This window comes from Methylobacterium marchantiae, from assembly GCF_042679825.1.
In the GTDB taxonomy this organism is placed as follows: domain Bacteria; phylum Pseudomonadota; class Alphaproteobacteria; order Rhizobiales; family Beijerinckiaceae; genus Methylobacterium; species Methylobacterium marchantiae.
Genome location: NZ_JBHTND010000028.1, coordinates 25496 through 50499, shown reverse-complemented (window position 1 = coordinate 50499; position 25004 = coordinate 25496). Strand labels below are relative to the sequence as shown.

General features: G+C 62.0%; 25 protein-coding genes. 12 read left to right on the top strand and 13 right to left on the bottom strand.

The features are described 5' to 3' along the window. Positions 1-11: 11 nt before the first annotated feature. Both pnp and ACFQ4G_RS17650 read left to right on the top strand, forming a co-directional pair. Positions 12-2183, top strand: a complete 2172-nt coding sequence (pnp, locus tag ACFQ4G_RS17655; RefSeq protein ID WP_238207488.1) for a polyribonucleotide nucleotidyltransferase — start codon at positions 12-14, stop codon at positions 2181-2183. A gap of 540 nt (positions 2184-2723) precedes the next feature. Beyond that, entirely contained in the window at positions 2724-3308 is a 585-nt protein-coding gene (locus ACFQ4G_RS17650; protein WP_238207489.1) for a hypothetical protein, read from the top strand. 405 nt (positions 3309-3713) lie between these two features. Here the strand turns inward: ACFQ4G_RS17650 and ACFQ4G_RS17645 are convergent, their stop codons facing one another. Continuing rightward, entirely contained in the window at positions 3714-4775 is a 1062-nt protein-coding gene (locus ACFQ4G_RS17645) for a tartrate dehydrogenase (RefSeq protein ID WP_238207490.1), read from the bottom strand. A gap of 224 nt (positions 4776-4999) precedes the next feature. On the opposite strand from ACFQ4G_RS17645, the gene ACFQ4G_RS17640 reads away from it, so the two are divergent. Next, positions 5000-5221, top strand: coding sequence for a YgaP family membrane protein (locus tag ACFQ4G_RS17640; RefSeq protein ID WP_238207491.1), 222 nt, complete (start codon positions 5000-5002; stop codon positions 5219-5221). Between the two features lie 97 nt (positions 5222-5318). On the opposite strand, the gene ACFQ4G_RS17635 is transcribed toward ACFQ4G_RS17640, so the two are convergent. Continuing rightward, entirely contained in the window at positions 5319-5585 is a 267-nt protein-coding gene (locus ACFQ4G_RS17635) for a GlsB/YeaQ/YmgE family stress response membrane protein (protein ID WP_238207492.1), read from the bottom strand. A gap of 229 nt (positions 5586-5814) precedes the next feature. Between ACFQ4G_RS17635 and ACFQ4G_RS17630 the strand changes: the two genes are divergently transcribed. Together ACFQ4G_RS17630 and ACFQ4G_RS17625 are read left to right on the top strand one after the other, a co-directional pair. Beyond that, positions 5815-6174 carry a RidA family protein gene (locus tag ACFQ4G_RS17630; RefSeq protein ID WP_238207493.1) on the top strand — a complete coding sequence of 120 codons (360 nt, stop codon included), beginning with the start codon at positions 5815-5817 and terminating at the stop codon, positions 6172-6174. A 42-nt stretch (positions 6175-6216) separates the two neighbouring features. Continuing rightward, positions 6217-7353, top strand: coding sequence for a polyamine ABC transporter substrate-binding protein (locus ACFQ4G_RS17625; protein WP_238207494.1), 1137 nt, complete (start codon positions 6217-6219; stop codon positions 7351-7353). A gap of 90 nt (positions 7354-7443) precedes the next feature. Here ACFQ4G_RS17625 and ACFQ4G_RS17620 read toward each other — a convergent pair whose 3' ends face one another. The 3 genes from ACFQ4G_RS17620 to ACFQ4G_RS17610 form a co-directional block, all read right to left on the bottom strand. After that, a complete protein-coding gene (locus ACFQ4G_RS17620; protein ID WP_238207495.1) occupies positions 7444-8544 on the bottom strand; it encodes a hypothetical protein in 1101 nt (366 codons plus the stop codon). A 2-nt stretch (positions 8545-8546) separates the two neighbouring features. Continuing rightward, positions 8547-9839 carry a hypothetical protein gene (locus tag ACFQ4G_RS17615; RefSeq protein ID WP_238207496.1) on the bottom strand — a complete coding sequence of 431 codons (1293 nt, stop codon included), beginning with the start codon at positions 9837-9839 and terminating at the stop codon, positions 8547-8549. 944 nt (positions 9840-10783) lie between these two features. Then, complete coding sequence (locus tag ACFQ4G_RS17610) at positions 10784-11191, bottom strand: DUF3597 domain-containing protein (RefSeq protein WP_238208121.1); 408 nt, start codon at positions 11189-11191, stop codon at positions 10784-10786. A gap of 269 nt (positions 11192-11460) precedes the next feature. Here ACFQ4G_RS17610 and ACFQ4G_RS17605 point away from each other — a divergent pair, with 269 nt between their 5' ends. The 5 genes from ACFQ4G_RS17605 (at position 11461) to ACFQ4G_RS17585 (ending at position 14563) form a co-directional block, all read left to right on the top strand. After that, complete coding sequence (locus ACFQ4G_RS17605; protein WP_238208120.1) at positions 11461-12489, top strand: ABC transporter substrate-binding protein; 1029 nt, start codon at positions 11461-11463, stop codon at positions 12487-12489. A 4-nt stretch (positions 12490-12493) separates the two neighbouring features. Continuing rightward, entirely contained in the window at positions 12494-13246 is a 753-nt protein-coding gene (locus ACFQ4G_RS17600) for an ABC transporter permease (protein WP_238208119.1), read from the top strand. Further along, positions 13246-14001 (top strand): ABC transporter ATP-binding protein, encoded by a 756-nt coding sequence (locus ACFQ4G_RS17595; protein WP_238208118.1) that lies wholly within the window; start codon positions 13246-13248, stop codon positions 13999-14001. Before ACFQ4G_RS17600 ends, ACFQ4G_RS17595 begins: the two co-directional genes overlap by 1 nt. A gap of 127 nt (positions 14002-14128) precedes the next feature. Next, positions 14129-14344, top strand: a complete 216-nt coding sequence (locus tag ACFQ4G_RS17590; protein WP_238208117.1) for a hypothetical protein — start codon at positions 14129-14131, stop codon at positions 14342-14344. A gap of 3 nt (positions 14345-14347) precedes the next feature. Next, positions 14348-14563: an alkylphosphonate utilization protein gene (locus tag ACFQ4G_RS17585; RefSeq protein WP_238208116.1), complete on the top strand. Its 216-nt coding sequence runs from the start codon at positions 14348-14350 to the stop codon at positions 14561-14563. A gap of 3 nt (positions 14564-14566) precedes the next feature. Here the strand turns inward: ACFQ4G_RS17585 and ACFQ4G_RS17580 are convergent, their stop codons facing one another. Next, a complete protein-coding gene (locus ACFQ4G_RS17580) occupies positions 14567-14824 on the bottom strand; it encodes a hypothetical protein (protein ID WP_238208115.1) in 258 nt (85 codons plus the stop codon). Positions 14825-15179: 355 nt separating this feature from the next. Here ACFQ4G_RS17580 and ACFQ4G_RS17575 point away from each other — a divergent pair, with 355 nt between their 5' ends. Continuing rightward, positions 15180-16994: an adenine deaminase gene (locus tag ACFQ4G_RS17575; RefSeq protein ID WP_238208114.1), complete on the top strand. Its 1815-nt coding sequence runs from the start codon at positions 15180-15182 to the stop codon at positions 16992-16994. A 205-nt stretch (positions 16995-17199) separates the two neighbouring features. Beyond that, positions 17200-17382: a hypothetical protein gene (locus ACFQ4G_RS17570; RefSeq protein WP_238208113.1), complete on the top strand. Its 183-nt coding sequence runs from the start codon at positions 17200-17202 to the stop codon at positions 17380-17382. Between the two features lie 574 nt (positions 17383-17956). Here the strand turns inward: ACFQ4G_RS17570 and ACFQ4G_RS17565 are convergent. From ACFQ4G_RS17565 to ACFQ4G_RS17535, 7 genes are all read right to left on the bottom strand, one after another. Then, positions 17957-18091 (bottom strand): hypothetical protein, encoded by a 135-nt coding sequence (locus ACFQ4G_RS17565; RefSeq protein WP_379040725.1) that lies wholly within the window; start codon positions 18089-18091, stop codon positions 17957-17959. 180 nt (positions 18092-18271) lie between these two features. Continuing rightward, a complete protein-coding gene (locus ACFQ4G_RS17560; protein WP_379040723.1) occupies positions 18272-19030 on the bottom strand; it encodes a GNAT family N-acetyltransferase in 759 nt (252 codons plus the stop codon). A 56-nt stretch (positions 19031-19086) separates the two neighbouring features. Beyond that, on the bottom strand, positions 19087-19797 hold the full coding sequence (locus ACFQ4G_RS17555) for a class I SAM-dependent methyltransferase (protein WP_238208110.1): 711 nt from the start codon (positions 19795-19797) through the stop codon (positions 19087-19089). 117 nt (positions 19798-19914) lie between these two features. Further along, positions 19915-21396 (bottom strand): exopolysaccharide biosynthesis polyprenyl glycosylphosphotransferase, encoded by a 1482-nt coding sequence (locus ACFQ4G_RS17550; protein ID WP_238208108.1) that lies wholly within the window; start codon positions 21394-21396, stop codon positions 19915-19917. A gap of 173 nt (positions 21397-21569) precedes the next feature. Next, complete coding sequence (locus ACFQ4G_RS17545; RefSeq protein ID WP_238208106.1) at positions 21570-22565, bottom strand: NAD-dependent epimerase/dehydratase family protein; 996 nt, start codon at positions 22563-22565, stop codon at positions 21570-21572. A gap of 463 nt (positions 22566-23028) precedes the next feature. Next, on the bottom strand, positions 23029-23817 hold the full coding sequence (locus tag ACFQ4G_RS17540) for a WecB/TagA/CpsF family glycosyltransferase (RefSeq protein WP_238208104.1): 789 nt from the start codon (positions 23815-23817) through the stop codon (positions 23029-23031). Then, positions 23814-24794, bottom strand: coding sequence for a UDP-glucuronic acid decarboxylase family protein (locus ACFQ4G_RS17535; RefSeq protein ID WP_238208102.1), 981 nt, complete (start codon positions 24792-24794; stop codon positions 23814-23816). The genes ACFQ4G_RS17540 and ACFQ4G_RS17535 overlap by 4 nt, the downstream gene beginning before the upstream one ends. Between the last annotated feature and the right edge of the window lie 210 nt (positions 24795-25004).

Here is a 25004-nt window from a genome sequence, read left to right as displayed (position 1 = left end):
AGGCAAGACATATGTTCGACGTACAACGTGAAGAGCTGATGTGGGGCGACCGCAAGCTCGTCCTCGAGACGGGCAAGGTCGCCCGCCAGGCCGACGGCGCCGTGATGGCGACGTATGGCGAGACTTCGGTGCTGGCCACCGTCGTGTCGGGCAAGGAGCCCAAGGCCGGAATCGACTTCCTGCCGCTCACCGTGAACTACCAGGAGCGTGCCTACGCCGCCGGCCGCATCCCCGGCGGCTACTTCAAGCGCGAGGGCCGTCCGTCCGAGAAGGAGACCCTGGTCTCCCGCCTCATCGACCGCCCGATCCGCCCCCTCTTCGTCGAGGGCTGGCGCAACGACACCCAGGTCGTCGTCACCGTCCTGACCCACGACCTCGAGAACGATCCCGACATCCTCGCCATGGTCGCGGCCTCCGCCGCCCTGACCCTGTCGGGCGTGCCCTTCATGGGCCCGATCGGCGCCGCGCGCGTCGGCTACGTCAACGGCCAGTACCTGCTGAACCCGCCGGTGCCCGAGCTCGAGAACTCGACCCTGGACCTCGTCGTCGCCGGCACGCAGGACGCCGTGCTGATGGTGGAATCCGAGGCCAAGGAGCTCGACGAAGAGGTCATGCTCGGCGCCGTGATGTTCGGCCACAAGCATTTCCAGCCGGTCATCGAGGCGATCATCCGCCTCGCCGAGAAGGCCGCCAAGGAGCCCCGCAACTTCCAGGCGCCCGAGAACGGCGACGTGGAGAAGGCCGTCCTCGACGTGTGCGAGGCCGAGCTGCGCGACGCCTACAAGAACACCGTCAAGCAGGAGCGCTACGCCGCCGTCGACGCCGTGAAGGCGAAGGTGATGGCCGCGCTCTGCCCCGCCGAGGGCGAGGCCAGGTTCCCGGCCGAGAAGGTCAAGGCCGCGTTCAAGGAAGCGCAGTCGAAGGTCGTGCGCTGGAACATCCTCGACACCGGCTCGCGCATCGACGGACGCGACGTCCGCACCGTGCGCCCGATCGTGTCCCAGGTCGGCGTTCTGCCGCGCGCCCACGGTTCGTCGCTGTTCACCCGCGGCGAGACCCAGGCCCTCGTGGTCGCCACCCTCGGCACCGGCGAGGACGAGCAGTTCATCGACGCGCTGGAAGGCACCTACAAGGAGACCTTCCTGCTGCACTACAACTTCCCTCCCTATTCGGTGGGTGAGACCGGCCGCATGGGCTCCCCGGGCCGTCGCGAGATCGGCCACGGCAAGCTCGCCTGGCGCGCCGTGCACCCGGTCCTGCCGCCGGCCCACGAGTTCCCGTACACGATCCGCGTCGTGTCCGAGATCACCGAGTCCAACGGCTCGTCCTCCATGGCCTCCGTCTGCGGCGCCTCGCTGTCGCTGATGGATGCGGGCGTGCCCCTGCGCCGTCCGGTGGCCGGCATCGCCATGGGCCTCATCCTCGAGGGTGAGCGCTACGCCGTGCTGTCCGACATCCTCGGCGACGAGGATCACCTGGGCGACATGGACTTCAAGGTGGCGGGCACGGAAGCAGGCATCACCTCGCTGCAGATGGACATCAAGATCGCCGGCATCACCGAGGAGATCATGAAGGTCGCCCTGCATCAGGCGCAGGAAGGCCGCGTCCACATCCTCGGCGAGATGGCGAAAGCCCTCACCGACGCCCGTCCCGAGCTCGGCGAATACGCGCCGCGCATCGAGACCATGCAGATCCCCACCGACAAGATCCGGGAAGTGATCGGCACCGGCGGCAAGGTGATCCGCGAGATCGTCGAGAAGACCGGCGCCAAGATCAACATCGACGACACCGGCACGGTGAAGATCGCCTCCAGCGACGGCAAGGCCATCAAGGCCGCCTATAACTGGATCCGCTCGATCGTGGCGGAAGCCGAGCCGGGCATGATCTACGACGGCACCGTCGTGAAGACGATGGAGTTCGGCGCCTTCGTGAACTTCTTCGGCGCCAAGGACGGCCTGGTCCACATCTCGGAACTCGCCGCCGCGCGCGTCGCCAAGGTCACCGACGTCGTCAAGGAAGGCGACAAGGTCAAGGTGAAGTTCCTCGGCCAGGACGACCGCGGCAAGATCCGCCTCTCCATGAAGGTCGTCGACCAGACCACGGGCGAGGACATCACCGAGAAGCTCAAGGCCGAGCGCAACGCCGACCAGGACCGCGCCCGCGGCCCGCGTCAGGACGCGTAAGCAGGCTGACATATGAAGAAGGGGCGGTTTTCACCGCCCCTTCTTTGCTTACAAGAACTACAAATTTCAGGCGAGTTGGGTGAGCACCCAAGTCACTGCCTGCCGATTGTAGGGCGGCATTGTGTTGTGCTTAGCGATAGGTGCCGTGGTGGAGGGCGTTCCCTCGACCCGCCAAATACCAGACTCAGGACATTTTTCCCCGGTCTTTGCCCGGGTCCCGATGGCTGCTGACATGTCTACGTTCCTTAACCGAAAAAAGGCGTAGACCTTGACGCAATCGATCAGATGACGCATCAGAGATGCGTCGCGTAAGCGACTGCCCCGGCGTCTACACCGGTGCCGGGCCAAACTACACAAGGCCGTCTGCTTGCTTTACGAGGGCTGGGCAGACGGCCGTTTTAATTTGAGCCAGAATTTCGGAGTAACCCGAGTCTGAAATCGGGTCAACAGCCGCTTTGCAGGGTTTTCGGTTTCTGCGGTTTGCAACGTTGCAAAGAGTCCGCGGCGCTGCTTTTCTAAGTGTCATGGCGAGGTTACCCCATGACGTTGGATCACCAATTTTTGAGTCAAGCGCGGCGAGACTTGGAGCGTGCTGAGATTGCACGTTCCAAGGCGGAGACTATGGTTATTGCTGCCGAGAAAGATATAGCACGACTGCAGGGTTTTATTGAGCAGTATGAGCTTTACGCTAGAGAGCTAGAGAAAACACAAAGTACAATTCGCAGCCGTCTTTCAACGCGCAGTTTAACCGACGTTGCTGTTTCGATTATTGAAAAAGCAGAAGGGCCTATAAGCATTCAGGCTATATTGAACGGACTTCAGGTTATGGGTATTGAAGTCGGTGGTGAGAATAAATCTGCGAATCTCGCTGCGTATTTATCTAAAGATAATCGTGTCCGGTATGAGAGGGGGTCGGGCTGGATGATCTCAGTCGATGCGTTGTTCCAGGATGCATCGACAAATTCTTCGAATCTGGCTCAGGGATCGAATTTTGATCAAAATTTATCACCTTCAACCTTTGGAGAGGTAAGGAGGAGATACAGAGAGAGTAACGCCCACTCCAACCCAACGCGATCAAATCACCCCCATGCATCTCTGAACCGAGATGAGGATATTCCAGTATAAGAATATAGTCTTATAATGGAGTTATGCACATGTCATTCGCGGCCTTAGGATTCCTGTGGAAAACTCAGCGTAGATTTTGTGGTTAAACCAATTTTCCAACGGCACCGATGTCCCTCATACTCGAAATTTGACGGAGTTGCCGTGTGCCTTACGGCTTTGCAAAAGCCGTTCACCAGAGGTCCTAGCCCTCAAGGGTAGAAATTTTGCTTTCGCCGTGCCGGCCGACTTTATTGATCGATTTAATCATATCCGCGCCACACTACTGTGATTTTGGAGCCTCGTGCGTTTGGGGAACAGCAACATCACGCAACAGACTGTTCGAATGCATGATGGCGGTTCTCAGCTTGCTGGTTGCGATGTCTAAACTCTTGCAGGCGCCTTCATTGCGGATGCCCTGACCCCGGATCAGTTCGAGACGGCCTCGGCGATGGCCCGGCCCAGCTCCTGGGTGGTGGCGGTGCCGCCGATGTCGGGCGTGCGCGGTCCCTCGGTCAGCACGGTCTCGATGGCCCGCACGATGGCGTCCGAGGCCTGGCTGTGCCCGAGATGGTCGAGCATCATCGCGCCGGACCAGATCTGGCCGATGGGGTTGGCGATGTTCCGGCCGTGGATGTCGGGGGCCGAACCGTGGACCGGCTCGAACATCGAGGGGAAGTCCCGCTCCGGGTTGAGGTTGGCGGAGGGCGCGATGGCGATGGTGCCGGTGCAGGCCGGGCCGAGATCGGAGAGGATGTCGCCGAACAGGTTGGAGGCCACCACCACGTCGAAGCGGTCCGGGTTGCGCACGAAATGCGCGGAGAGGATGTCGATGTGGAACTGGCTCGGCGTCACGTCCGGGTATCGCTCGGCCATGAGCTGGAAGCGCTTGTCCCAATAGGGCATCGAGATCGACATGCCGTTGGACTTCGTCGCCGACGTCACCTGCCGGGCCGGGCGGGACCGGGCCAGTTCGAAGGCGTAGCGCATGATCCGGTCGACGCCGCGGCGGCTGAAGACGCTGGTCTGCATCACGACCTCGTCGTCGGTATCCTCGAAGCTGATGCCGCCGATGGCGGAATATTCCCCCTCGCTGTTCTCGCGGACGACGATGAAGTCGATGTCGCCCGGCAGGCGGTCGCGCAGGGGCGAGGTGATGCCGGGCATCAGCCGCACCGGCCGGATGTTGGCGTATTGCTGGAAGCCCCGCCGGATGGCGATGAGCAGCCCCCACAGGGACACGTGATCCGGCACGGTCGGGTAGCCCACCGCGCCGAGGAAGATGCCGTCGTGATGGCGGATGGTGGCGAGCCCGTCCTCGGGCATCATGCGGCCGTGCTCGAGATAGTAGTCGCAGCTCCAGGGCAGCTCGTCCCAGCGGAAGTCGATGCCGAATTTCCGGCCGGCCGCTTCGAGGACCCGGATGCCCTCGGGGACGACCTCCTTGCCGATCCCGTCTCCAGCGATGACTGCGATGGTGTGGCTTGGCATGGCGGATCTCCCTGGGTGCCGCGATGGTCGGCGTCTTCCAGGGTGTACGTCCTCCGCGTTCGATGCAGAACGGCGAAAGATCGCAGGTCGAACGTGACGAAACGTGCACGATCGCCCTGCCGGCGGAGGCGCCGCTGCGGGAGCCGAATTGAGCCGGCTCGAGGCGGAACACCCATCCTCATGCCGCGTTCGCCCCGCGACGCAACACGAGGAGTCCTTCGACCATGGCAGACCCGATGATCCCGAGCATCTTCGAGGGTGAGAGCAACCTGTCGACCACCGAGCGGGCCGTGTCCGTGGTGCTCGGCCTCGGCATCGCCGCCGCTGCCGCCCAGCCCCGCCCGAACAAGTGGCTCAGCCTCGCCGCCCTCGTGGTCGGTGCCGGCCTCGCCATCCGGGGCGCCACCGGCCATTGCCCGATCAAGCAGGCCGGCTACATCTCCTGACCCCGGACCCGGACACGAAAAAGGGGCGCTCCCATGGGGCGCCCCTTTTTCGTCGTCTCGATGAAGCGCGGGCCGCGAGGCCCGCGCCGGTAGTGTCTCAGAGGGTGGTGGCACGACGATTCTGAATAAAGCCCCAAATTGCCAGCACGAGGCATGCCCCTATGATGGAGGCAATCCAGCGAGCTCCATCGTTTGGTCCATACCAACCCGTCAACTGACCTAGGAAAGTCATCAGCACGGCGCCAGCGATTCCAAGAAGGGTAGTCATAATGAAACCTGACGGCTCATTGCTGCTACCGGGCATGATAAACTTCGCAATGACACCGGCGACGAAGCCGATGATGATGGTCCAGATGATACCCATGGGATGGTCCTCGATACGCGGAGGCCGGGGGTGTCCCGTCCTGACTTGGCCGTATGTGCTCATGCAACGCCGCATCGCGGGATGGGTTGCGCGCCCGACGGCGATTGTGTCGCATTCGGGCCACGCAAGGTGCATCGCCCCTTTACGGCCGGGCGCCCCGCGCGGCACAACGGGCGCCGTCCCCTCCTCCTGGCGCCTCCTGTCGGCGCCACGCCACGAGTTCCCCCGCATGACCACGATCACCCGCTTCGAATCCGGCGCCCGCATGAGCCAGGCCGTCACCCATGGCGACATGGTCTACCTCGCGGGCCAGGTGGCCGGCACGGTGGTGGGGGCCGGCGTCACCGCGCAGACGCAGGAGATCCTGGCCGAGATCGACCGGCTGCTGGCGCTCGCCGGCAGCGACAAGACCCGGCTCCTCACCGCCACGATCTACCTCGCCGACATGGCGACCTTCGCCGAGATGAACGCGGCCTGGGATTCCTGGGTCTCGAAGGAGAACCCGCCCACCCGCGCCACGGTGGAGGCCAAGCTCGCGGGGCCGGAATACCTCGTCGAGATCGTCGTCACCGCCGCCAAGCTCGCCTGACGCCAAGCTCGCCTGAATCTGGAACACGCGAGGAGCCCGCCGATGCGCCGGATCGTTTTCGTCATCCTTCTGATCGCGCTGGCCCTCAGCCTCGCCGGGTCGCTGTTCCTGGCCTTCGCCTTCCTCAACTCGGCGCAGGCGCAGGAAACCAAGGAGCGGGTGGTCAACATCTACAACTGGTCGGATTACATCGACCCGAAATCGCTGGAGGCCTTCACGAAGGAGACCGGCATCAAGGTCGTCTACGACACCTACGACAACAACGAGATCCTGGAGACGAAGCTGCTCGCCGGCCAGTCCGGCTACGATCTCGTGGTGCCCACCGGGCCGTTCCTGCAGCGGCTGATCAAGGCCGGCGTGTTCCGGCCCCTCGACAAGGCCAAGATCCCCAACCTGAAACACGCCTGGCCCGAGATCGCCCAGCGCCTCGCGGTCTACGACCCCGGCAACGCCTATGCGGTGGACTACATGTGGGGCACCACCGGCATCGGCGTGAATCTCGGCCCCGTGCGCGAGCGCCTCGGCCCGAACCAGCCGCTCAACACCTGGACCCTGGTGCTCAACCCGTCGCTGATGGCCAAGCTGAAGGATTGCGGGGTGATGATGCTCGACAGCCCCGAGGACCTGATCCCGAGCATGCTGCCGGCCTACGGGCTCAAGCCCGACACCAAGCGCTGGGACGACATCTCCCAGGTCACCGACGCCCTGTTCAAGGTGCGCGGCTCGGTGCGAAAATTCCACTCCTCGGAATACATCAACGGCCTCGCCAACGGCGATCTCTGCCTCGCGGTGGGCTATTCCGGCGACGTGATGCAGGCCAAAAAGCGCGCCGAGGAATCGAAGAACGGCGTCGAGATCGCCTATTTCATCCCCAAGGAAGGCGCGCTGATGTGGTTCGACGCCCTCGCCATCCCGAAGGACGCGCCCCACCCGGAGGAGGCGCACATCTTCATCGACTACATGATGCGCCCCGAAGTGGCGGCGGCCAACACCAACTTCGTCGCTTATGCCAACGGCAACCTCGCCGCCAAACCCCTGGTGAAGCCGGAGATCCTGGGCAATCCCGGCATCTACCCGGACGAGGCGACGATGCAGCGCCTGTTCACCAATCAGGCCTGGGACGACCGGACTCAGCGGTTTGTCACGCGGAGTTGGACGCGGGTGCGGACGGGGCGGTAATAATAAAATCCACAAGATCTAAATAAAACGATTGCCATCGATGAGTAAAAATTGATGGCAATCGAAGCTTTGTATTTTTATTTACAAGTTTTAAGTCGTAAGTGCCACTAATTCGTCTATTTCTTTGTCCATTCTTTCCGAAAACTCTATCGGAAGTTTAAATATCTCTGTTGCATAAACTCCTATACGCTTGGTGAACTGTCGGGCTCTTGGCTTAGCGAAAAGGCGTCCCGCCCGCACATCTGATGCGTTATCTCGGTCACCCAAGTAGCGTAAGCTTAATTCACGTAAAGCTATTGAGCTATTGCGCACTTGCGTTGGTGCTTCAAGCATTCCGCGCAAAAGTTGAATCATTTGAGGCCAGGCGACTAATGTAGTCTCCGGTTCAATTTTCCTATCGTTTGTAGAAAGGAGTTCATACATTCGACGAAGCGTGGAAACTCCTTCTTGTCCTCCCCAAACGTAGTATCTCAATATCGAAGTGAACTCTCTTTCTTCGTCTGACAAATCAAGAATATTACGTATGTCGCCTATCATCATGCTAAGTAAAATAGAAACAGATAAGGTGGCTTCCGTAAATATTGCCATATGAGCTTGTTTTTTTGGGTTTAATTCCCCCTTGTGATCTAGGACTCGCGATATCAATCGGCGAAGCGATTTGGGGGCATCTGTCGTAAGAGGAACCTCCTGCTGGATTGCTTTTAGTATTCCCTTAATACAGAATTCCTTGGCCGATTCATCAAATAATCTATGCCAATTTTCCAATGATCCGGCATATGAGCGAGCAATTTTGTATTCTGCATTTGATGCCGCTGCATAATCATCAAACAAGCCCGATCCGAAGATTCTGACATTTAACTTCCGCGCGGCCAATCGATGGGCTCGCTCAGCGGGCTTCCCCATCAAAATTATGCCTTCATCGGCTCCAGCATATTTCATCAATCCCGACAGCCAAAGTGCTCTAGCAAATGCAGGGCCACCTGTTCCTTTGCAGTCAAATATTGTTCTTGTTACGCTTCCGTCTTCTCGGAGGAGTAGTCCGAGAACATCAATGTCGGTTAATAATTTTGGAGATTCTGAAAGGTCGACCCCCGTTCGTACATCGACTTCTAGGAATGGAATTAGTCCAGAAGTAATGCAGAATTTAAGCGCGCGCTCTTTCTCGCCGTTGTCCTTGTCGCTACGTGCCATTATTAAACAAGCCTCAGTGTTAGCTGTCCCCATTGCTCCATTGCGGCAGCGCTTGGACTTATCTTTTGTCTTTCACGAAGATTTTTACTTCCAAGAACTGAGCTAACATATTTATCATCCATTTGCATCAAAGCGCGGGCTTCGTTATCGATCCGCATCTCGGGCCGAGATTCTCCACCCTCAGCAAGGGAGATCGCAAGTCTCACGGCTTCCATATTTTCTTCGGTTTTCCGCAGATGAAATTGATGCCACCCTGGCTGTGTTTCAACAAAATATCCAATGTTAAACGTCGCTGCGACTTTTCCATATTGTTGCCGTGCCTCGGTATTTGCGCGGAGGTATCCATCTCTCAACAGAGCATTCAAAACTACTGCGGGCTTCCTTATCGGGTACGAGAAGGGAAGAAGCTGACCCTTCCGGACAGCGGCGAGCAACGCCATGGCGCGCTCATATATTTCTCGATTCCCTGGAGAAAGTCGCGCGGAACCAGGTCGTGGAGTAAATAGAAATGTCTCATTAAATGTGCCAATTTCGATTGTCGGAGGTTTCAGCATATTTTCAGAAGCTAGCATTCGTATTAGTTCGATCTGAACAGCGGTAAGACGTTTTCCTGAAATTTCCTGACGTGCAATAATCAAGCTCAGCGGCCACCCTTGATTTTCTTTAATAACCGATAAGACATAAGAAAAATCGGAACCGCCGACTTTGGCAAGCAGATCCGCAAGGCCGCTATTATTGTCTGAAAAATAAACTGGGCTTAATAATACTGTTTGTCCTCTGACTCTGTGGCCTGTGATAAGTCCACTTTGCTCGCCGATAGTAAGACATCGATCCGCAAGATTCTTTTCGATTCCAGTCTGTGCTAACAGGCGATCCCTGTTCTCCGGTCTGTTTTGTAGTTTAGCCATAATTGCTACCATGGCTTGTTCGGTTTCACTCAGTTTAAATTCGGCTGAGTAATCTCCTATTTTCTCGTAAACATCTTCAAAGTAGGGAACTTGCGGATCAACTCTGTCAATTGTGCGTCCAGTCTCATAAAGGCGGACCATTCCAACTTCGCTTAAGTTGCGAAGGACAGATTTTAGGGCAACTGTTGGAATGTTAAATAAGCTATCGGAAACCTTTGCTAAAACTGAGTAGCTCAGTTCTGGCAGTCCTCGTATCTGAATGGCCAGAGATGCCGCCATTCCGATTGTTCGAAGATCATCAAAATCCCCGACTTCGTAAGATCCAATGCCACTTTGGATATCGCTTGCGAACTCAGCCAAATTTTTGCCTTTAAGCGCGTCGCTCACTTTATAACATCTCCTAACCGTAATTATTTATACTCGAATTTCTTATTCTCACTAGAACATTCGAGGCGGAGACCAAAGATATTCGTTGTTTCTCCCTACAGACACGTTACGGGAAAATCATGATCGCATCAACCTTAGGCTGCGAAACTGCCGTGCCGGGAGCTAACTATGTTCAGGAGTATGGCCTAGCTTCATCGCTCTTGGTTGGATGGTCGTAAGAAGCCTACGTAAAAACATTGACAAAATTCCTATCCCATGCCTATATCCCCACACCTGCCGCCCATCGAAGGGGGCTCGCCCGGTGACCGACCGGGTGGGCTTGAAGGGCGGTGGGGCGGTGCCCGCGTCGGTGGTGTCGGTCACCATCGCCCCGGGCGGCGGCTCGATAGTCTGGGGCTCGGATGAGGGCATGGTAGGTCGGGAGTTAAATGCCCCGCCACTGACCCCGTCTGGGCTGCCGAGATGAGGTTTGCGGCCCCTCCAATACGAGAGGGCGTGCGGGGCAAAGTCCGTTCGGTCAGCCGGGTCGGGATGCACACGACCACCTGTGGCGCGACGCAACGCGAGGACCGCTGGAGACACCGCGACGCGAAACAGGCCCCGGCGGGAACGCCGGAGCCTGACGGGACGCCGGGGGACCGGCAAACAATTCTAGCGCTCAATGGGTTCCGCGGCGTCCCGCGTCCCCCTCTGGTGCTGCGACTTGGGTCGAGTTTCTCGGGTCGGGTTTCTTGGGCCATGCCCCCGGCGCTTTTTTGCGCGCGGGGGTGAAGGTGTTTGGGGAGGAGGTAAGGCTTCCTACGAATCGCCCCGTCTTCCCGGGGCCGCGAAGCGGAGCCCCGGAATGACGGCCGGTCGTTTCGCGTTGACGCGAGGCACCCTCCCCTATCCGAAGGTCGATCTCGGGCAAGCCCGAGATCGGGTGGGGAGGGGTCAGATCGGAATCAATCCTTCAGGTCGGCCGGCACCTTGCCGCCGTTCTCCTCGAGCTTCTTGATCACCTGCTTGTGCAGCCAGACGTTCATCGTGGCCGAGTCTTCCTTGTCGCCGGTGTAGTGCAGCTCGTCGGCGAGCGACTTGCGGGCGCTGAGGCTCGAATCGATGTCGAGGAGCTTCATCAGGTCGACGATGGAGGTCCGCCAGTTGAGGGTCTGCGGGTTCTTGGCGGCCATGCCGTTCAGCACGGCTTCCACGTCGACGGGCTCGCCCGAGGCGGCCGGGGCCGAGCCGGTGGAGGCCGGCGCGCCGGTGCCGGAGCTGCCGGACGTGTCCGCAGGGGCGGCGTCCGCACTGGTGCTCCCGCCACCGAACGGGTGGAGAATCTTGCTGACGATGCTGCCGAGGAAGCTCATGGCGTGGTGTCCTTGTCGTTGACCGGCCGCCGAGACGGGCGGCCGGGTTCCTGTCTTAACATGGCAGGGCCGAGCCCGTTCCGGTTTGACGCGGCCGGCCGGCGAAGAAAGCCGTCGCGGCGATGCCCGGACGGAGAAGACGCGTCCCGATCGACGGCGCGAGGCCGATCTTGTCCTCACGGGTGTTTGAAGATTCCGGCAGCTGTGGCATGGCCGGGCCTCGGCTCCTCGCGGGCCGGCCTCTCCCGCCCCGGAATCCGGACCACCCGATGCGCCCTTCCCTCCCCGTCCTCGCGACGATCCTGGCCACCCTGGCCGGATGGCTGATCGCCGCCCCCGCCTCGGCCCAGACGGCCCCGATCCCCATGCGGATCGGCGTCATCCCGGTCATCGGCGCCTCGCCGATCTTCGTGGCGAACGGCGAGGGCTGGCTCAAGGAGGCGGGGCTCGCCCCCTCCTTCACCACCTTCGAATCCGGCCCGAACATGATCCAGGCGCTCGCCTCGGGCACGATCGACGTCTACGTGGCCGGGGTCGCGCCCCTCGCCGTGGCGCGGACCAAGAACATCGACGTCCGCGTCGTCGCCGCCACGGCGGTGGAGGAGATGGTGTTCGTGGCCGGGCCGAAGCTCGCCCCCTACTTCGCCGACGGCGCCGACAAGGCGGAGGCCTTCGCGCAGTTCAAGGCCAAGGAGGGCCGCTCGGCGCGGCTGGCGACGCAGCCCCTCGGCTCGGTGCCCAACACCACCCTTCAGCATTGGCTGTGGCAGGTGGCGAAGGCCGACAAGGCCAATGCCGAGGTGGTGCCGATGGGCATCGACGCCACGCAGCAGGCGATGCTCGCCGGCGCCGTGGACGGCGCCTCCATCCGCGAGCCCGCCCTCACCATCGTCCAGGGCCGCAACCCGGGCATCAAGCTGATCGCCACCGGGGCCGAGATGTTCCCCGACCAGCCGGGCACGGTGGTGGCGGTCTACGGGGCCTATGCCGACCGGAACCCCGCCGCCGTCGAGGCGCTGGTGCGCTCGCTCATCCTCGCCAACGACATGCTGAAGACCGATCCGGCCCGGGCCGCGACGCATGTCCTCGCCGCCCTCGGCAAGGGCATCATCGACGCCGCCACCATGCAGAAGGCCATCACCTCGCCGGCGGCGAAGTTCACCGTCGATCCGCGCGCCATCGTCGCCGCCACCAGGGCGATGCAGGCCTATCAGGTCTCCATCGGCGCCCTGGAGAAGGACGTGCCCCTCGATGGGCTGTTCGATTCCCGCTACTACGAGAAGGCGATCGCGCGCTGACCGGATGACCGCCCTCCGCGCACCCGCCCTCGCCGCCCTCGGGCTCCTCGCCTTCCTCCTGTTCTGGGAGGCGATGCCCCGGCTCGGGCTGATCAACCCGGCCTTCCTGCCGCCGCCGAGCACGATCCCCGCAGCCTTCCTCAACGAGATCCGCCTCGGGGTCTGGGGCGAGGCGGTGTGGTCGAGCCTGAGCCACTACCTCGTCGGCCTCGTCACCGGCGCCGGGGCGGGCATCGCGCTCGGCGTCCTCGTCGGCATGTTCCGCGGCTTCGAGGCGCTGACCGCCTGGATCGTGCGCCTGCTGCGCCCCATCCCCGGCCTCGCCTGGGTGCCCTTCGCCATCATCTGGTTCGGGGTCCAGCCCTCGGCCGCCGTCTTCATCATCGCCATCGGCGTGTTCTGGATCGTGTTCTTCGCGACGCAGGGCGCGGTGCGCGGCGTCGACCGCGACCTCGTCGAGGTGGCCCAGGCCTTCGGCTTCCGCTCGCCCCTGTCGCGCCTCACCAAGATCCTGCTGCCGGCCGCCACGCCGGGCATCCTCGTCGGCCTGCGCACGGCCCTGGGCCAGGCCTGGATGGCGGTGGTCGCCGCCGAGATCTTCGGGGTGCCGGGCGTCGGCGCGCGCATGATGCAGGCCTCCAGCCTCCTCTCCACCGACATCGTGGTCGTCTACATGCTCACCATGGCCGGCCTCTACGGCCTGTTCGACACGGGCTTCGTCGCCCTCCAGGGCTGGCTCCTGCGGTGGCGCGCCTGATGGACCCGATCATCGCCATAAGTGGCCTCAGCCTCGCCTACGAGCGCGACGGGGTGCGCAACGTCATCCTGTCGGAACTCGACCTCTCCATCGCTCGCGGCGAGTTCGTGGTCATCGTCGGCGAATCCGGCGTCGGCAAATCCACCGTCCTGCGGGTCCTGATCGGGCTGGCCGAGCCCAGCGGGGGGACGGTGCGCCTCGCCACGCGCGAGGGCTGCCGCACGCCGATGGCGCTGGTGTTCCAGGACGCGCGCCTGCTGCCCTGGCGCCGGGTGATCGCCAACGTCGCCTTCGGTCTCGAAGGCAGCGGCCTGTCGAAGGCCCAGCGCTTGGCGAAGGCGCAGGAGATGCTCGACCTCGTCGGCCTCGGCGATCTCGGCCATCGCTGGCCGCACCAGCTCTCCGGCGGCCAGCGCCAGCGCGTCGCCATCGCGCGCGCGCTCGCGGTGGACCCGGACGTGCTCCTGATGGACGAACCCTTCTCGGCGCTCGACAGCTTCACCCGCGAAGGGCTTCAGGACGAATTGCAGCGCATCCAGGCGGCGACGGGCAAGACCATCCTCTTCGTCACCCACGACATCGACGAGGCTGTGACCCTCGCCGATCGTGTCGTGGTCCTCGCCGGCAGTCCCGGACGGGTCGCGGCCGACATGGCGATCGACGTTCCCCGCCCGCGCCTGCGCAGGGATACGGCCCTCACGGCCGCCGCACGACAACTGCGCGCCGAATTGTCCGGGCGGTCGGCGGAACTGTGAGCGTCGGCGACGGCGAGGCTTCGCTCAGGAGGTATCAAGGCGACGCGCCATTGCATCCCACGGGCAAAGCCTGCATCGCTCCGCACCCGAGGCCGCTCCGACGGTCGATCGGTATGGAGACCCTGCCATGACGTCCGACGAGATTTCCGACCTCAACCGCGCCCGCGCCAGCCTCTCGCGCCAACGCAATGCGCTCGCCAAGCGGATCGGTTCGAGCGAGCTCGCCGCCGCCTCCGCCGCCGAGGATTTCATGCGCATCCTGCTGGCCATCGAGGCGGTCGACCGGACGTTGGCCAATGCCGGCCAGCCCTACATGCCTCCGGCCGTCGACGCGGAAGCCTGAGCCATGGCCGACACCAAGGATGCCAACGGCACCAAACTCGTCGACGGGGATTCCGTGACGTTGGTGAAGGATCTCAAGGTGAAGGGCACATCCACCACCTTGAAGCGCGGCACGCTCATCAAGAGCATCCGCATCACCGACGATCCGGAAGAGATCGAGTGCAATGCCGAAAAGGTGAAGGGTCTCGTCCTGAAGACGCAATTCCTCAAGAAGGCCTGAGGATCAATCGCCCGAGACGGTACTCGGCACGCGGATCGGCGAGCGGCTGAGGCTCCGGATGGCGCGGGAGGGACGACCTGACTTCTCGGCGATGGCGCGATCCTGCTCTTCGATCAGCTGACGGGCCGGCTCGTCGCCGTCGAGGCCTCCGAGGATTTCCATGGGAACCCGGCGGTTCGAGGCACGGGACTCGTCTTCGTAGAGGACGTCGAACAGGACGGAGCCCCGCTCCTGCGGTTTCGACTTGGTGCGCTTGGCCATGACGGATGCTCGATCGAGAAAATGGAAGACGTCTACGGTTGAAGGTCCTGGAGGCTGAATGTCCGGCGTTCGACCAGCGGTCTCGTCGGCACCCCGACATCACGGCTGCCTCCGATCGATTGGAGCGGCTGCGACGGGACTCGAGGCGCTACATGGTCCCGGCGGAATGGGTTGGCAACCCGCTTCGCGCCCCGGCATGCTGTCGCGCGGGATCACGATCACTCGTGAGGCGAGTTCGTCTTCGAGGCGATCCGTCCCCCAGGCGAGCCGGACGGTGGCACGCTGCGTGCCACCGTCTGAAGGAACCGGGCCGCCATAGGCGGTGCCGACGGACGCGACGAGGAGCCGACCGACGATGACCGATCCGATGCCGCTGACACGCTTTTCCGTCGCGCCCCTGAGCCGGATGACTCGCCTTCTCGCCGCTGTCGCCGGCGGACGGGCGGAGCCGGATCTCGTCATCACCGGCGCGCGCATCCTGTCCACCTATTCTGAGCGCGTGCGGCCCGGCTGCGAGGTCTGGATTGCCGGCGGCCGCATCGCCGCCGTGAAACCGGCCGGCACCTATAAGGGGTCCGCTCCGCGCTACGATGCCGGGGGCGCCATCCTCGCGCCGGGCCTCGTAGATCCGCATCTGCATATCGAGAGCAGCATGGTGACGGCCTGCGCCTACGCCGAAGCCGCCCTGCTGAATGGCACCACGACCATCGTCTGCGACAGCCACGAGATCGGGAACGTCCTCGACGCCGACGGGATCGCCTGGATGCTGGAAGATGCTCGCGCGGCACCGCTCAACATCTACCTCACGGTTCCGAGCACGGTCCCCGCCACGTCGCCGGAATTGGAGACCGCCGGCGGCGACCTCACTGCGGCAAAGATCGGAGCCCTGTTCGATGCGTGGCCGGAGGCGATCGGACTCGGCGAGAAGATGGATTTCGTCGCGGTCGCCGAGGGAGACGAGCGGGCGCATGCCATCATCGAAGCGGCTCTCGAACGCGGGCGGCCGGTCTCCGGTCACATCTACGGCCGCGGCTTCGTCGGTGCCTATGCTGCCAGCGGCGTCACCGACACCCATGAGGCCATCGACCAGAACATCGCAGACGACCTTCTGGAGGCCGGGTTGTGGATCTATCTACGCGGCGGGCCGCCGACCACGCCGTGGCACAGTCTGCCCAAGGCCATCGGTACGATCATCGAGCTCGGGGCCGCGGCCAAGCGCGTCTGCGTCTGTACCGACGACCGGGACGCGCAGGACCTCCTCGCCTACGGGCTCGATTGGGTGGTGCGCGAAGCCATCCGCATGGGCATCCCGCGTGAGCAGGCCTGGTCGATGGGCTCCCTGCACCCCGCAACCCGTTACGGACTCGACGGCGAGATCGGCGGATTCGGCGGAGGGCGACGGGCCGATCTCGTTCTCCTCGACGACGATTTCATCCCGCGGACCACGTGGTACGGCGGCCAATGCGTCGTCGAGGACCGCACGATCACGCCCCTCCTCGACGCTGCTCTCTCGCGGCCCTACCGCTACCCGGCACCGGCCTATGCGACGATGCATCTGCCACGACCGGTGCCGCCCCTGGTCCCCGCACTTCCCGCGCGCGCCTGTGTCGTCAATGCTATCCGCACCACATTGCCGGGTATCGAACTGACGCACGAGCGATACGCCCTGACGCCGGGGGCAGACTGGCCGACGACGCTGCGCGACAACGACCTGTGTTTCGTCACCGTGATCGAACGCCATGGTGGAGTCGGCAATGTCGCGCATGGATTGCTGCGCGCTTTCGGCCTCAAGCGCGGCGCGGTGGCGAGCAGCGTCGGCCATGATTCCCACAACGTCATCGTTGCCGGACTGAACGAGGACGACATGCGTGTCGCCCTCAATGCCCTGTCGGCGACCCAAGGCGGCGTCTGCGTCGTCGAGGAAGGCAGGGTCATGGCCATGGTTCCGTTGCCCGTGGCAGGGCTCATCTCCGATAAACGGGTCGGGGTCGTCGCAGAGGAGGTCCGTCTGTTGAAGGAAGCCTGGGCGCGGGCCGGATGCACGATTCCCTATATGGGATTCAACCTGATCCCCCTCTCGGTCATTCCCGAGATCCGGATCACCGATAAGGGACTCGTGCTGGTGCCGGGCATGAGAATCGTTCCGCTGTTCGAAACGCACGACGCATAAGAGCAGCGGCAGGGAACCCGGTCGCGACTCGCCCCGTTAAGTTTACAGGTCTCAACAGCCTTTCCCATGCCGGCTTGCCCAAGCCGGGCAATGCCATATCGGTCAGCCATATTGTCCGTTGAGGCGATTGGCTGGCCGTTTTTGCGTTGACGTCAGTAGGACCTTTCAGGTCCGCTGGATGGAACGCCGTTCTTGGAGTGAGTTTATGCGGAATCTTCTGACGCTCATCGTTCTCGGTTTCGTCGGCTTCGTCCTTGTGGCGATGTTTGTCGCGCCGACCCAGCCGGAATTACGCGCTTGGTACCTGAAGAATGCCTGCGAGCATCTCGACAAGGTCTCCGCTAAGATCTGCGATCCCCTGCGTGAGGGAAGCGGCCAAGCGCTCTGATCAGACAGGCATTCGAGATTTGTCGTTTTTGGCGGGAGAGCAACCAAGTGTTCCAAAAGCTGACGGAGTCCAGCGTTTTGTCCCTCATCTTGCTGATGGCTGCTAGATCTCTGGATGCTGCACTCGCTCAGGCTCGCTTCAAACGGCTCGATCGAGGCTGGTATCAGGATCGCATGGCGGGCGCGGTGACAGTCTCGGAGCGGCTTCGCCGCGTGAGAATATGAAGCGAGGTGATCGCAAACCCCACATTTGCTATCGCCCCGATACCGGCCGTCATTCGCGGTTGATCCCGTACGAATGTTAATCGAGGGCATAAGTAAAAGCCGGTTTTTATCCGTCTTTTCGTCCATCGTCTGTGGGCGTACGGGATCAACGATATGACGACCTGACGCACCAAGCAAAAAAAACCGGGCTTCCATCCTGCTGGAGCCGGGCTCTCTTGTATCGAATGGACTGGGTATGAACAGGGCGCCCCGATCAGCGGTAGGCTTCCCGAGACGATCGTATCCTTTGTCTGGAATGAACGTGTAGACGCAATTCTTTTCAGCGAGCCCTTGTCCGGCTCACCGACTTCTCAGATCAAATAGAGCGTTACCGTTGCGCGGAATACCTTCGGACAATGGGCGGCGCTCACCATTCGCATGGCTTCGTCGACTGTGATCCGGCGGTCGAGTGCCAGTTCTTCGATCGTAATCCAGGTCGATGTCATGTGGCTCCTCACGCATTGTATCTAAACACAACTGGGGTAGCCCGAATTTGTTCAACATCACCGTTTCGGTGGAATCGGGCCAGTACACCATCGGTGGGTATGGCGAGAGTGTTCGCAATCCCGTCGATCCGGCCGAGGTTCGTCCAGGTTTCGGCCTCGGCGAGGTTACCGGCTTTTGCATCAGGAGGGTAGGGTCGCGCCTGCCGAAGCGAGTTCATCTGCATACGGCGACAAACCGGAGAAATGCCGCAAGGCCATCGCGCCGAACAGTGAACGTCGTTCGACCCTTACGATGTAGGGTGAAAAGCCCGCTTTCCTGCAGCCGCGAAGCGACGGGACGTTGTTGCTATCGACGAAAGTGATGACACTGCGGCAACCGATATCGAGCCCGCGCTCGGAGATCAGCGCCATTGCCGCCGACATGATACCTTTTCCACGATAGGCCGCCAGCGTGTAGGCGTTTTCGAGGAGCGCCTCGTCCTGCTGGAGCACAGGAAACCACGATTTGGGGAAGAAGGCCTGGATCCGCGTGTTCTGGTCAGATCCCATCAACCATTGGCAATAGCAAGGCATGCCATTTCGAAGGTCCACGGCCACGTAGCATTGCGGGATATCGGCCGAGAAATGGGCTCGTCGGGTCGCCAGCTCCACCCGCTCCCTCCGGCTCAGACTGTCCTGATTTTCAGGGAAGAGCAGCGGAACGTCCTCTGCCGTGAGCTTGCGCACCGAGATCGGAATTTTGGCGGAGGGCGCCGAGAGGGCGACCTGAAGGTCCCGGCGGAGCCCGAGCGTCAGCCGTCTCTCGTAGACCAAACCGAGAGATCGCTTCCCGAATTCGGAGAACCGCCGCTGCGATGCCAGCTCACTGGCGACCGCCAGAGCATTCTGGAACGTGCCCATGTCGATCTCCCTGAGATTGCTTGAGGATTCGAGGAACACCGCCGCCTGTGATGTCGGTCATGGAGACGGCGGAAAACCGAGACGGTCTCTTCTGCTCATCTCCTTATGGAAACGAAAGACTTCGTCAGGGGACCGAACCTTTCCCGGTGCAATTCCCCATCGGGGAACAGTTCGGTCATCTGGCGAGCATCCAGCATGTTGGTCCCGTCTATCAGGGCCATCGCGGCATCGAAACCGTCCGGCTTCTTGTAGAAGCCCCGGGATTTCGACGAATAGATCGACCGCTGTACGGGGCCGGGCAGCCAATGCGCGCAGAGTAGATTGCTATGGGGATCAATCGGGAACCAGAAATTCGGCGTCTGAACGTAATAGGCCGACGAGAGGCGGCGGATCTCGCTCGCTGCCCGCTTCATGTCGCTCCAGCGGCCCACATGCTCGATGAGTGAATTGGAGTGCACCAGATCGAAGGCATCGTCGGGGAGTTCCGGAGCGTTGCGCGCATCGCCCTGGATTACCTCGAAGCGTGAATCGGACGGCCTCTCGCGCGCCTCGATGTTCAGGAGACAGATCTTGATGTTCCGGTTCGGGATGCTGCCCGCCCAGTAACCGATATCGCCCCCCATATCGAGGATAAGGCAGGTCCCATTACGCTCGATGATCGAATCGATGAGGGGAGTTATGTGGGCTCGGAACCGCGCCTCGCGAAACTTGGACCGGCCCTCGACACGTCGGTCTGCGTCGAAACCCGGGACCGTGCTCTTGTCGCTGCGGCCGAAGGCATGCCAGGTACTCAGTGAGGGTATCATCGTCTCATGTCCTCGCGGCAGGATACAAACAACTTCAAAGTCTAGATAAGATTTGGTTCGCGCCGGCGGACTTTTTGGATCAGTGCTGGTGAGATTCAGGATTAGGGCGTCTGAGTGTCAGCGCGCCCCGGATCCGCTGAAGACGGCCGGGACGGTCGCTAGAAGGATGTAGAGATCGAGCCAGATCGACCAATTGCGGATGTAGAAACTGTCTTGGCTCTTCTGCACGGAGAGATCTCCGTCGCTGCGCGACGAGACTTGCCAAAGTCCCGTGAGGCCGGGCGAGACACTGGATCGAAGGGCCTGAAAGTCGGGGTCGAACCTGTCCGTATGGTATGACGGAAACGGACGGGGACCGACGAGGCTGATGTCCCCGCGAACGACGTTCCATAGTTGCGGTAATTCATCGAGGCTGCTGCGACGGATCAGGGTGCCGATTCCGGGCAGGATGCGGGGATCGTTGGCGAGTTTGAAGAAGCGATGCCATTCCGCATGGGCCTCCGGCTTGGCGGCCAGGTGATCGTCGAGGCGTTTCTCGGCGTCGCGGTACATGCTGCGCAGCTTGAGCACGCGGATCGGCCGGCCGTTCCGGCCAACGCGCATCTGTCCGTAGAAGGCCGGTCCCGGATCGATCAGCTTGATGGCCAGAGCGAGGATGCCGATGACCGGCGCCGCGAGGAGGAGCGCAGGCATTGCCAGCAAGGCATCCATCATGCGTTTCAGGCGAAGGTTGCCCGTCCGATAGAGGTCGCGACGGATCTCGATGCCGACGACTCCGCCGAGCGTCCGGGTCTGCAGCCAGAGGCTTTGGAGATCCTGGATCTGCTGAGCGACGACCACCTTGGGGAACGGCAACGGTCCCGGATGGGCGAGGTCGTTCACCGTAAAGTCGACGCAGGAACAGAAGACGGCCACTTCGATGCCGGGACGCAACCGAGCTGCGTCTTCGAGACTGCCCAAGACCGGCAAAGGCGTATCGTCCCCCGTTCCGCTCCTCCCCGCTCCTTCGGCGACGTTGATGAAGCCGACGGGATTGAAGCCGAGCTCAGGCTGGGCGAGAAGCGCGTTCGCGAGCGCAATACCGCAGGCATCCGTGCCGACGATGGCGGTGGTGGCACCCCAGAGACGGCGGCGTATCAAAATCCGTCGCACCACGACTTCGGCGTAGAAGCCGAGGATCAGCAGGAGCAGGGCGGTCATTCCGCTGCAGGCGATCTCGGCCATCGTCAGCCCGTCTCCCGCCTGAAACACGCAGCAGCCGAATATCAGGATGGCGATGCTCCCGGTTCTGAGGCGGAGCCGCTCAGCGGGGCTCGGGCCATACCCGCCATAGAGACCGGCGGCGGCGTAGATCGCGCAGGCTAGGGCCGGTATCAGAATGAAGTCCGGAACTTGTCCCTTCAAACCCACCGACTGGTCGCCGATCAGGATCGACCCTCCCTGAACGGCAATGGCCGAGACCGCCGCATCGACAGCGGCGAGGCTGAGGACCGTGGTGAGGCGGCGCCCAGACCCGGTCTTCGAGACTTGGCTCAGGCTCTTCTTCTCGACGCCGTGCAATGTGGGCGCGAAAGTCGGCGCCAGGATGTTGGAACTCATCGGACGGTCTCTCTCGGCGGCAGAAGAGCTGAGCGGCAAGCGTTCCCGATCCGGGCCTCAGCACGGAGGCAGGCCTTCGGTTGGACCCGGTCGGGAACGATCACGCGCAGCGGTGGCGAAGGAGGCGGTTCGGCGCCGAGGCACCGAAGACCCGAGGCGAGAGCGGAAGCGCCCTATTCCGCTGCGACAGCCCGGATCGGTAGCGGCTGATGGGCCTCAAGTTCCCCTGCGATCCAGTGGAAGGTCGGAACGAGCCCCTCCGCCAGCAAGATACTGGGTTCCCAGCCCAAGATCTCCCGAAGCCGGCTGTTGTCGCTGTTGCGACCGCGAACGCCCTGGGGCCGGGAGAGATCGTGGCGTTTCGTCAGGCGCTTGCCGGCGATTTCGGAGACCAGATCGACGAGGCCGTCCACGGAGATCAATTCGTCGGTTCCGAGGTTGAGCGGCTTGTCGTAGCCGGATTCCATGATGCGGCTGATGCCTTCGACGCAATCGTCCACATGCATGAAGGAGCGGGTCTGCTGGCCGTCACCCCAGATCTCGATCTCGCCCCCATCCTGGCTCAGCGCGACCTTCCTGCAGATCGCGGCCGGCGCCTTTTCGCGACCGCCATCATAGGTCCCGAGGGGACCATAGACGTTGTGGAAGCGTACGACGCGGGTCTCGAATCCGTAATCCTCGGTCACGTACTGGCAGATCTTTTCCATGTAGAGTTTCTCGAGACCGTAGCCGGCCTCCGGATCGGCCGGAAAGGCATCGTCCTCCTTTAGCGGTGTCACGTCCGGCTGAAGCTGGAGATATTGCGGATAGATGCAGGCCGAAGACGAGAACAGGAACCGTTCCACGCCCTGGTCGCGCGAGGCGTCCATCATGTGGATATTGATCTTCGTATTGTTGAGCACGATGCCGGCATGCGAGGCGGTGATGTATCCGATCCCGCCCATATCCGCGGCCAGATGATAGACGTCTTGGACGCCGCTGGCGGCGATGCGGCAGGCCCGGGCATCGCGAAGGTCGAGGAGCTGAAACTCATCAGCCTCGGATGCCTCGTATTCCGGGCTCTTGATGTCGACGCCCCGGACCCAATGGCCTTTGGCTTTCAAGAATTTCACCAGATGATGGCCGATAAAGCCGCCTGCACCGGTTACGAGAACTCGTCGATTGTCCATGCCCAACCTCCTCGGATCGCTCCGGGGAGAAATGTTGTTTAATAAATAATTAAAATCGATATCTAACCCGTAGTAATCCCTTCGCTCCCAGACGATCATTCCAAATCGTCCATGCCGATCCGGATGAAAGGTTTGTCATCTTCAAGTTGTCATTCGCGGCGCGCCGCCGAGACATATTGCGGGCTCGTGAACAGGCTGTGCGATTCGGTGTCCAGCTCGATCGATGCAAGTACGAGCGCCTGCCCGACCTATCCGGCGAGCGGCGGACAGGTGGAGAATACCCTGGCACCCGGCCCCCAGTTCGGCTCGACGGGGAGTGCTACCGCCCGCATGGGGTTGGCGAAGGCCATACCGAGAACCTGAGGACGGTGTGGCTCCGTGACGTCGGTCATGCATACGACAAGGGCCCCACGCGGGGGCCCAAGCGCAAATCGCCGTCGTCTCACAGTCTCGTAGGGCCGTCTCAGCCGGCGCGTCCGCGCAGGGTTCCTCGCTGGCGAACGAGCTGCATGCCCGCAAGGAGGAGAAACCGGGGGACGATGGCGGCGTAGCGACGCCACAGACGCCTTGGCTCGGAGCCGAGTCGGAACGCCCATTCGAGCCCGTTCCGCTGCATCCAGACCGGTGCCTGGCGCTTGGTGCCGGCGAGGAAATCGAATGCGGCGCCGACACCAATCATCACTGGGGCATCGATCCGATCCCGGTGTGCCGACATCCAGCGCTCCTGCTTCGGCGTGCTCAGGCCGACCCAGAGGATGTCCGGCCGCGCGGCATTGATCGTGGCCACCATGGCCTCGTCCTCGAATTCGGTGACGGTGCGGAAGGGAGGCGAGAGCGTTCCAGCCACGTCGAGTCCGGGATGCGCTGTCGTCAGCTTCGTCGCCAATGCCTCTGCGAGGCCAGGACCGCCGCCGAAATAGAAGTGGCGATAGCCTCGCTCGGGCGAGAGCCGAGTGATCTCGCGCATCAGGTCCGGCCCGTAGACCCGGCGGACCCGGCCGAAGCCGAGTCGGCGCGCCATCCAGACCAAAGGCATGCCGTCCGGCGTGACCATTCCGGCCTCGTCGTGGATGGTCCTGAGAGCCGCGTCGTGCCGGCATTCCATGACGCCGTGGACGCCTGTGATGCAGACATAGTGGCGGCTGCGGGAACGGACCCATTCATGGATCGTAGCGACCGCATCCGTCATGTCGATAGCACTGACCTTGACGCCGAGGATGTCGGCCCGCGGGAAGAGAGATTGCGCGCTCATGACGCCACCTTCTCGAAGGCGTGGATTTCGGCAGAGGACCGCGTCAGCAGGGCGTCGAAATAGGCGATCGTCCGGCGTAACCCGTCTTCCAGATCCACCTTCGGCTTCCAATGCAGAAGGTCACGCGCCCGCGAGATGTCCGGGCAGCGCTGGGTCGGGTCGTCCTGCGGCAGGGGGCGATAGGAGATGACGGAGCGCGAGTGGCACATCGCGACGATCCGATGCGCCAGTTCCGCGATCGTGATCTCGGTGGGATTGCCGATATTGACGGGAACGGGGATGTCCTGGTCCACACCCATTAGCCTCACCAGGCCATCGACCTGGTCGTCCACGTAGCAGAAGGATCGCGTCTGCTGCCCATCGCCGTAGAGAGTGATCGGCTCTCCGGTAAGGGCCTGGATGATGAAGTTCGAGACCACACGCCCGTCATTCGGATGCATTCGGGGGCCGTAGGTATTGAAGATTCGTGCGACCCGGATCGGCAGGCGGTGTTGACGCTGGTAGTCGAAGAACAGCGTCTCGGCGCAGCGCTTGCCCTCATCGTAGCAGGCGCGCGGTCCCGTGATGTTCACGCGGCCGCGATAGTCCTCCGGCTGCGGATGGACGTCGGGATCGCCATAGACCTCGCTGGTGGAGGTTTGGAGAATGCGCACGCGCAACCTCTTGGCGAGGCCCAGCATGTTGATCGCTCCGACGACGCTGGTCTTCGTCGTCTGGACCGGATCGCGCTGATAGTGGATCGGCGAGGCTGGGCAGGCGAGATTGTATATCTCGTCGACCTCGACATAGAGCGGAAATGTCACGTCATGACGGAGCAGTTCGAAAGAAGGGTTCCCGACGAGGTCGCTGACGTTACTGCGTGACCCTGTGAAGAAGTTGTCGACGCAGAGGACGTCGTTTTTCTCCTTCAGGAGCCGCGCACAGAGATGAGACCCAATAAAACCCGCTCCGCCTGTAACGAGGACACGTTTGTTCATGTCGCCTCTCCTGCGCGCCGTTGTAGCTGAATGAGATGCTGTTTAGCGACGTCGGACGTCATCGTCATGGACGGCCCCGGCCGACATCCCGAAGTCGCGGAAAGCTTGCCCGTTCACCGTATCGCTACAAGTGAGGCATTGGAGGAAGGCCCGGAATAGCCATCCTCCCGAAGATGTACCCCTTCTGGATCGACGACGGTCCAACGACCT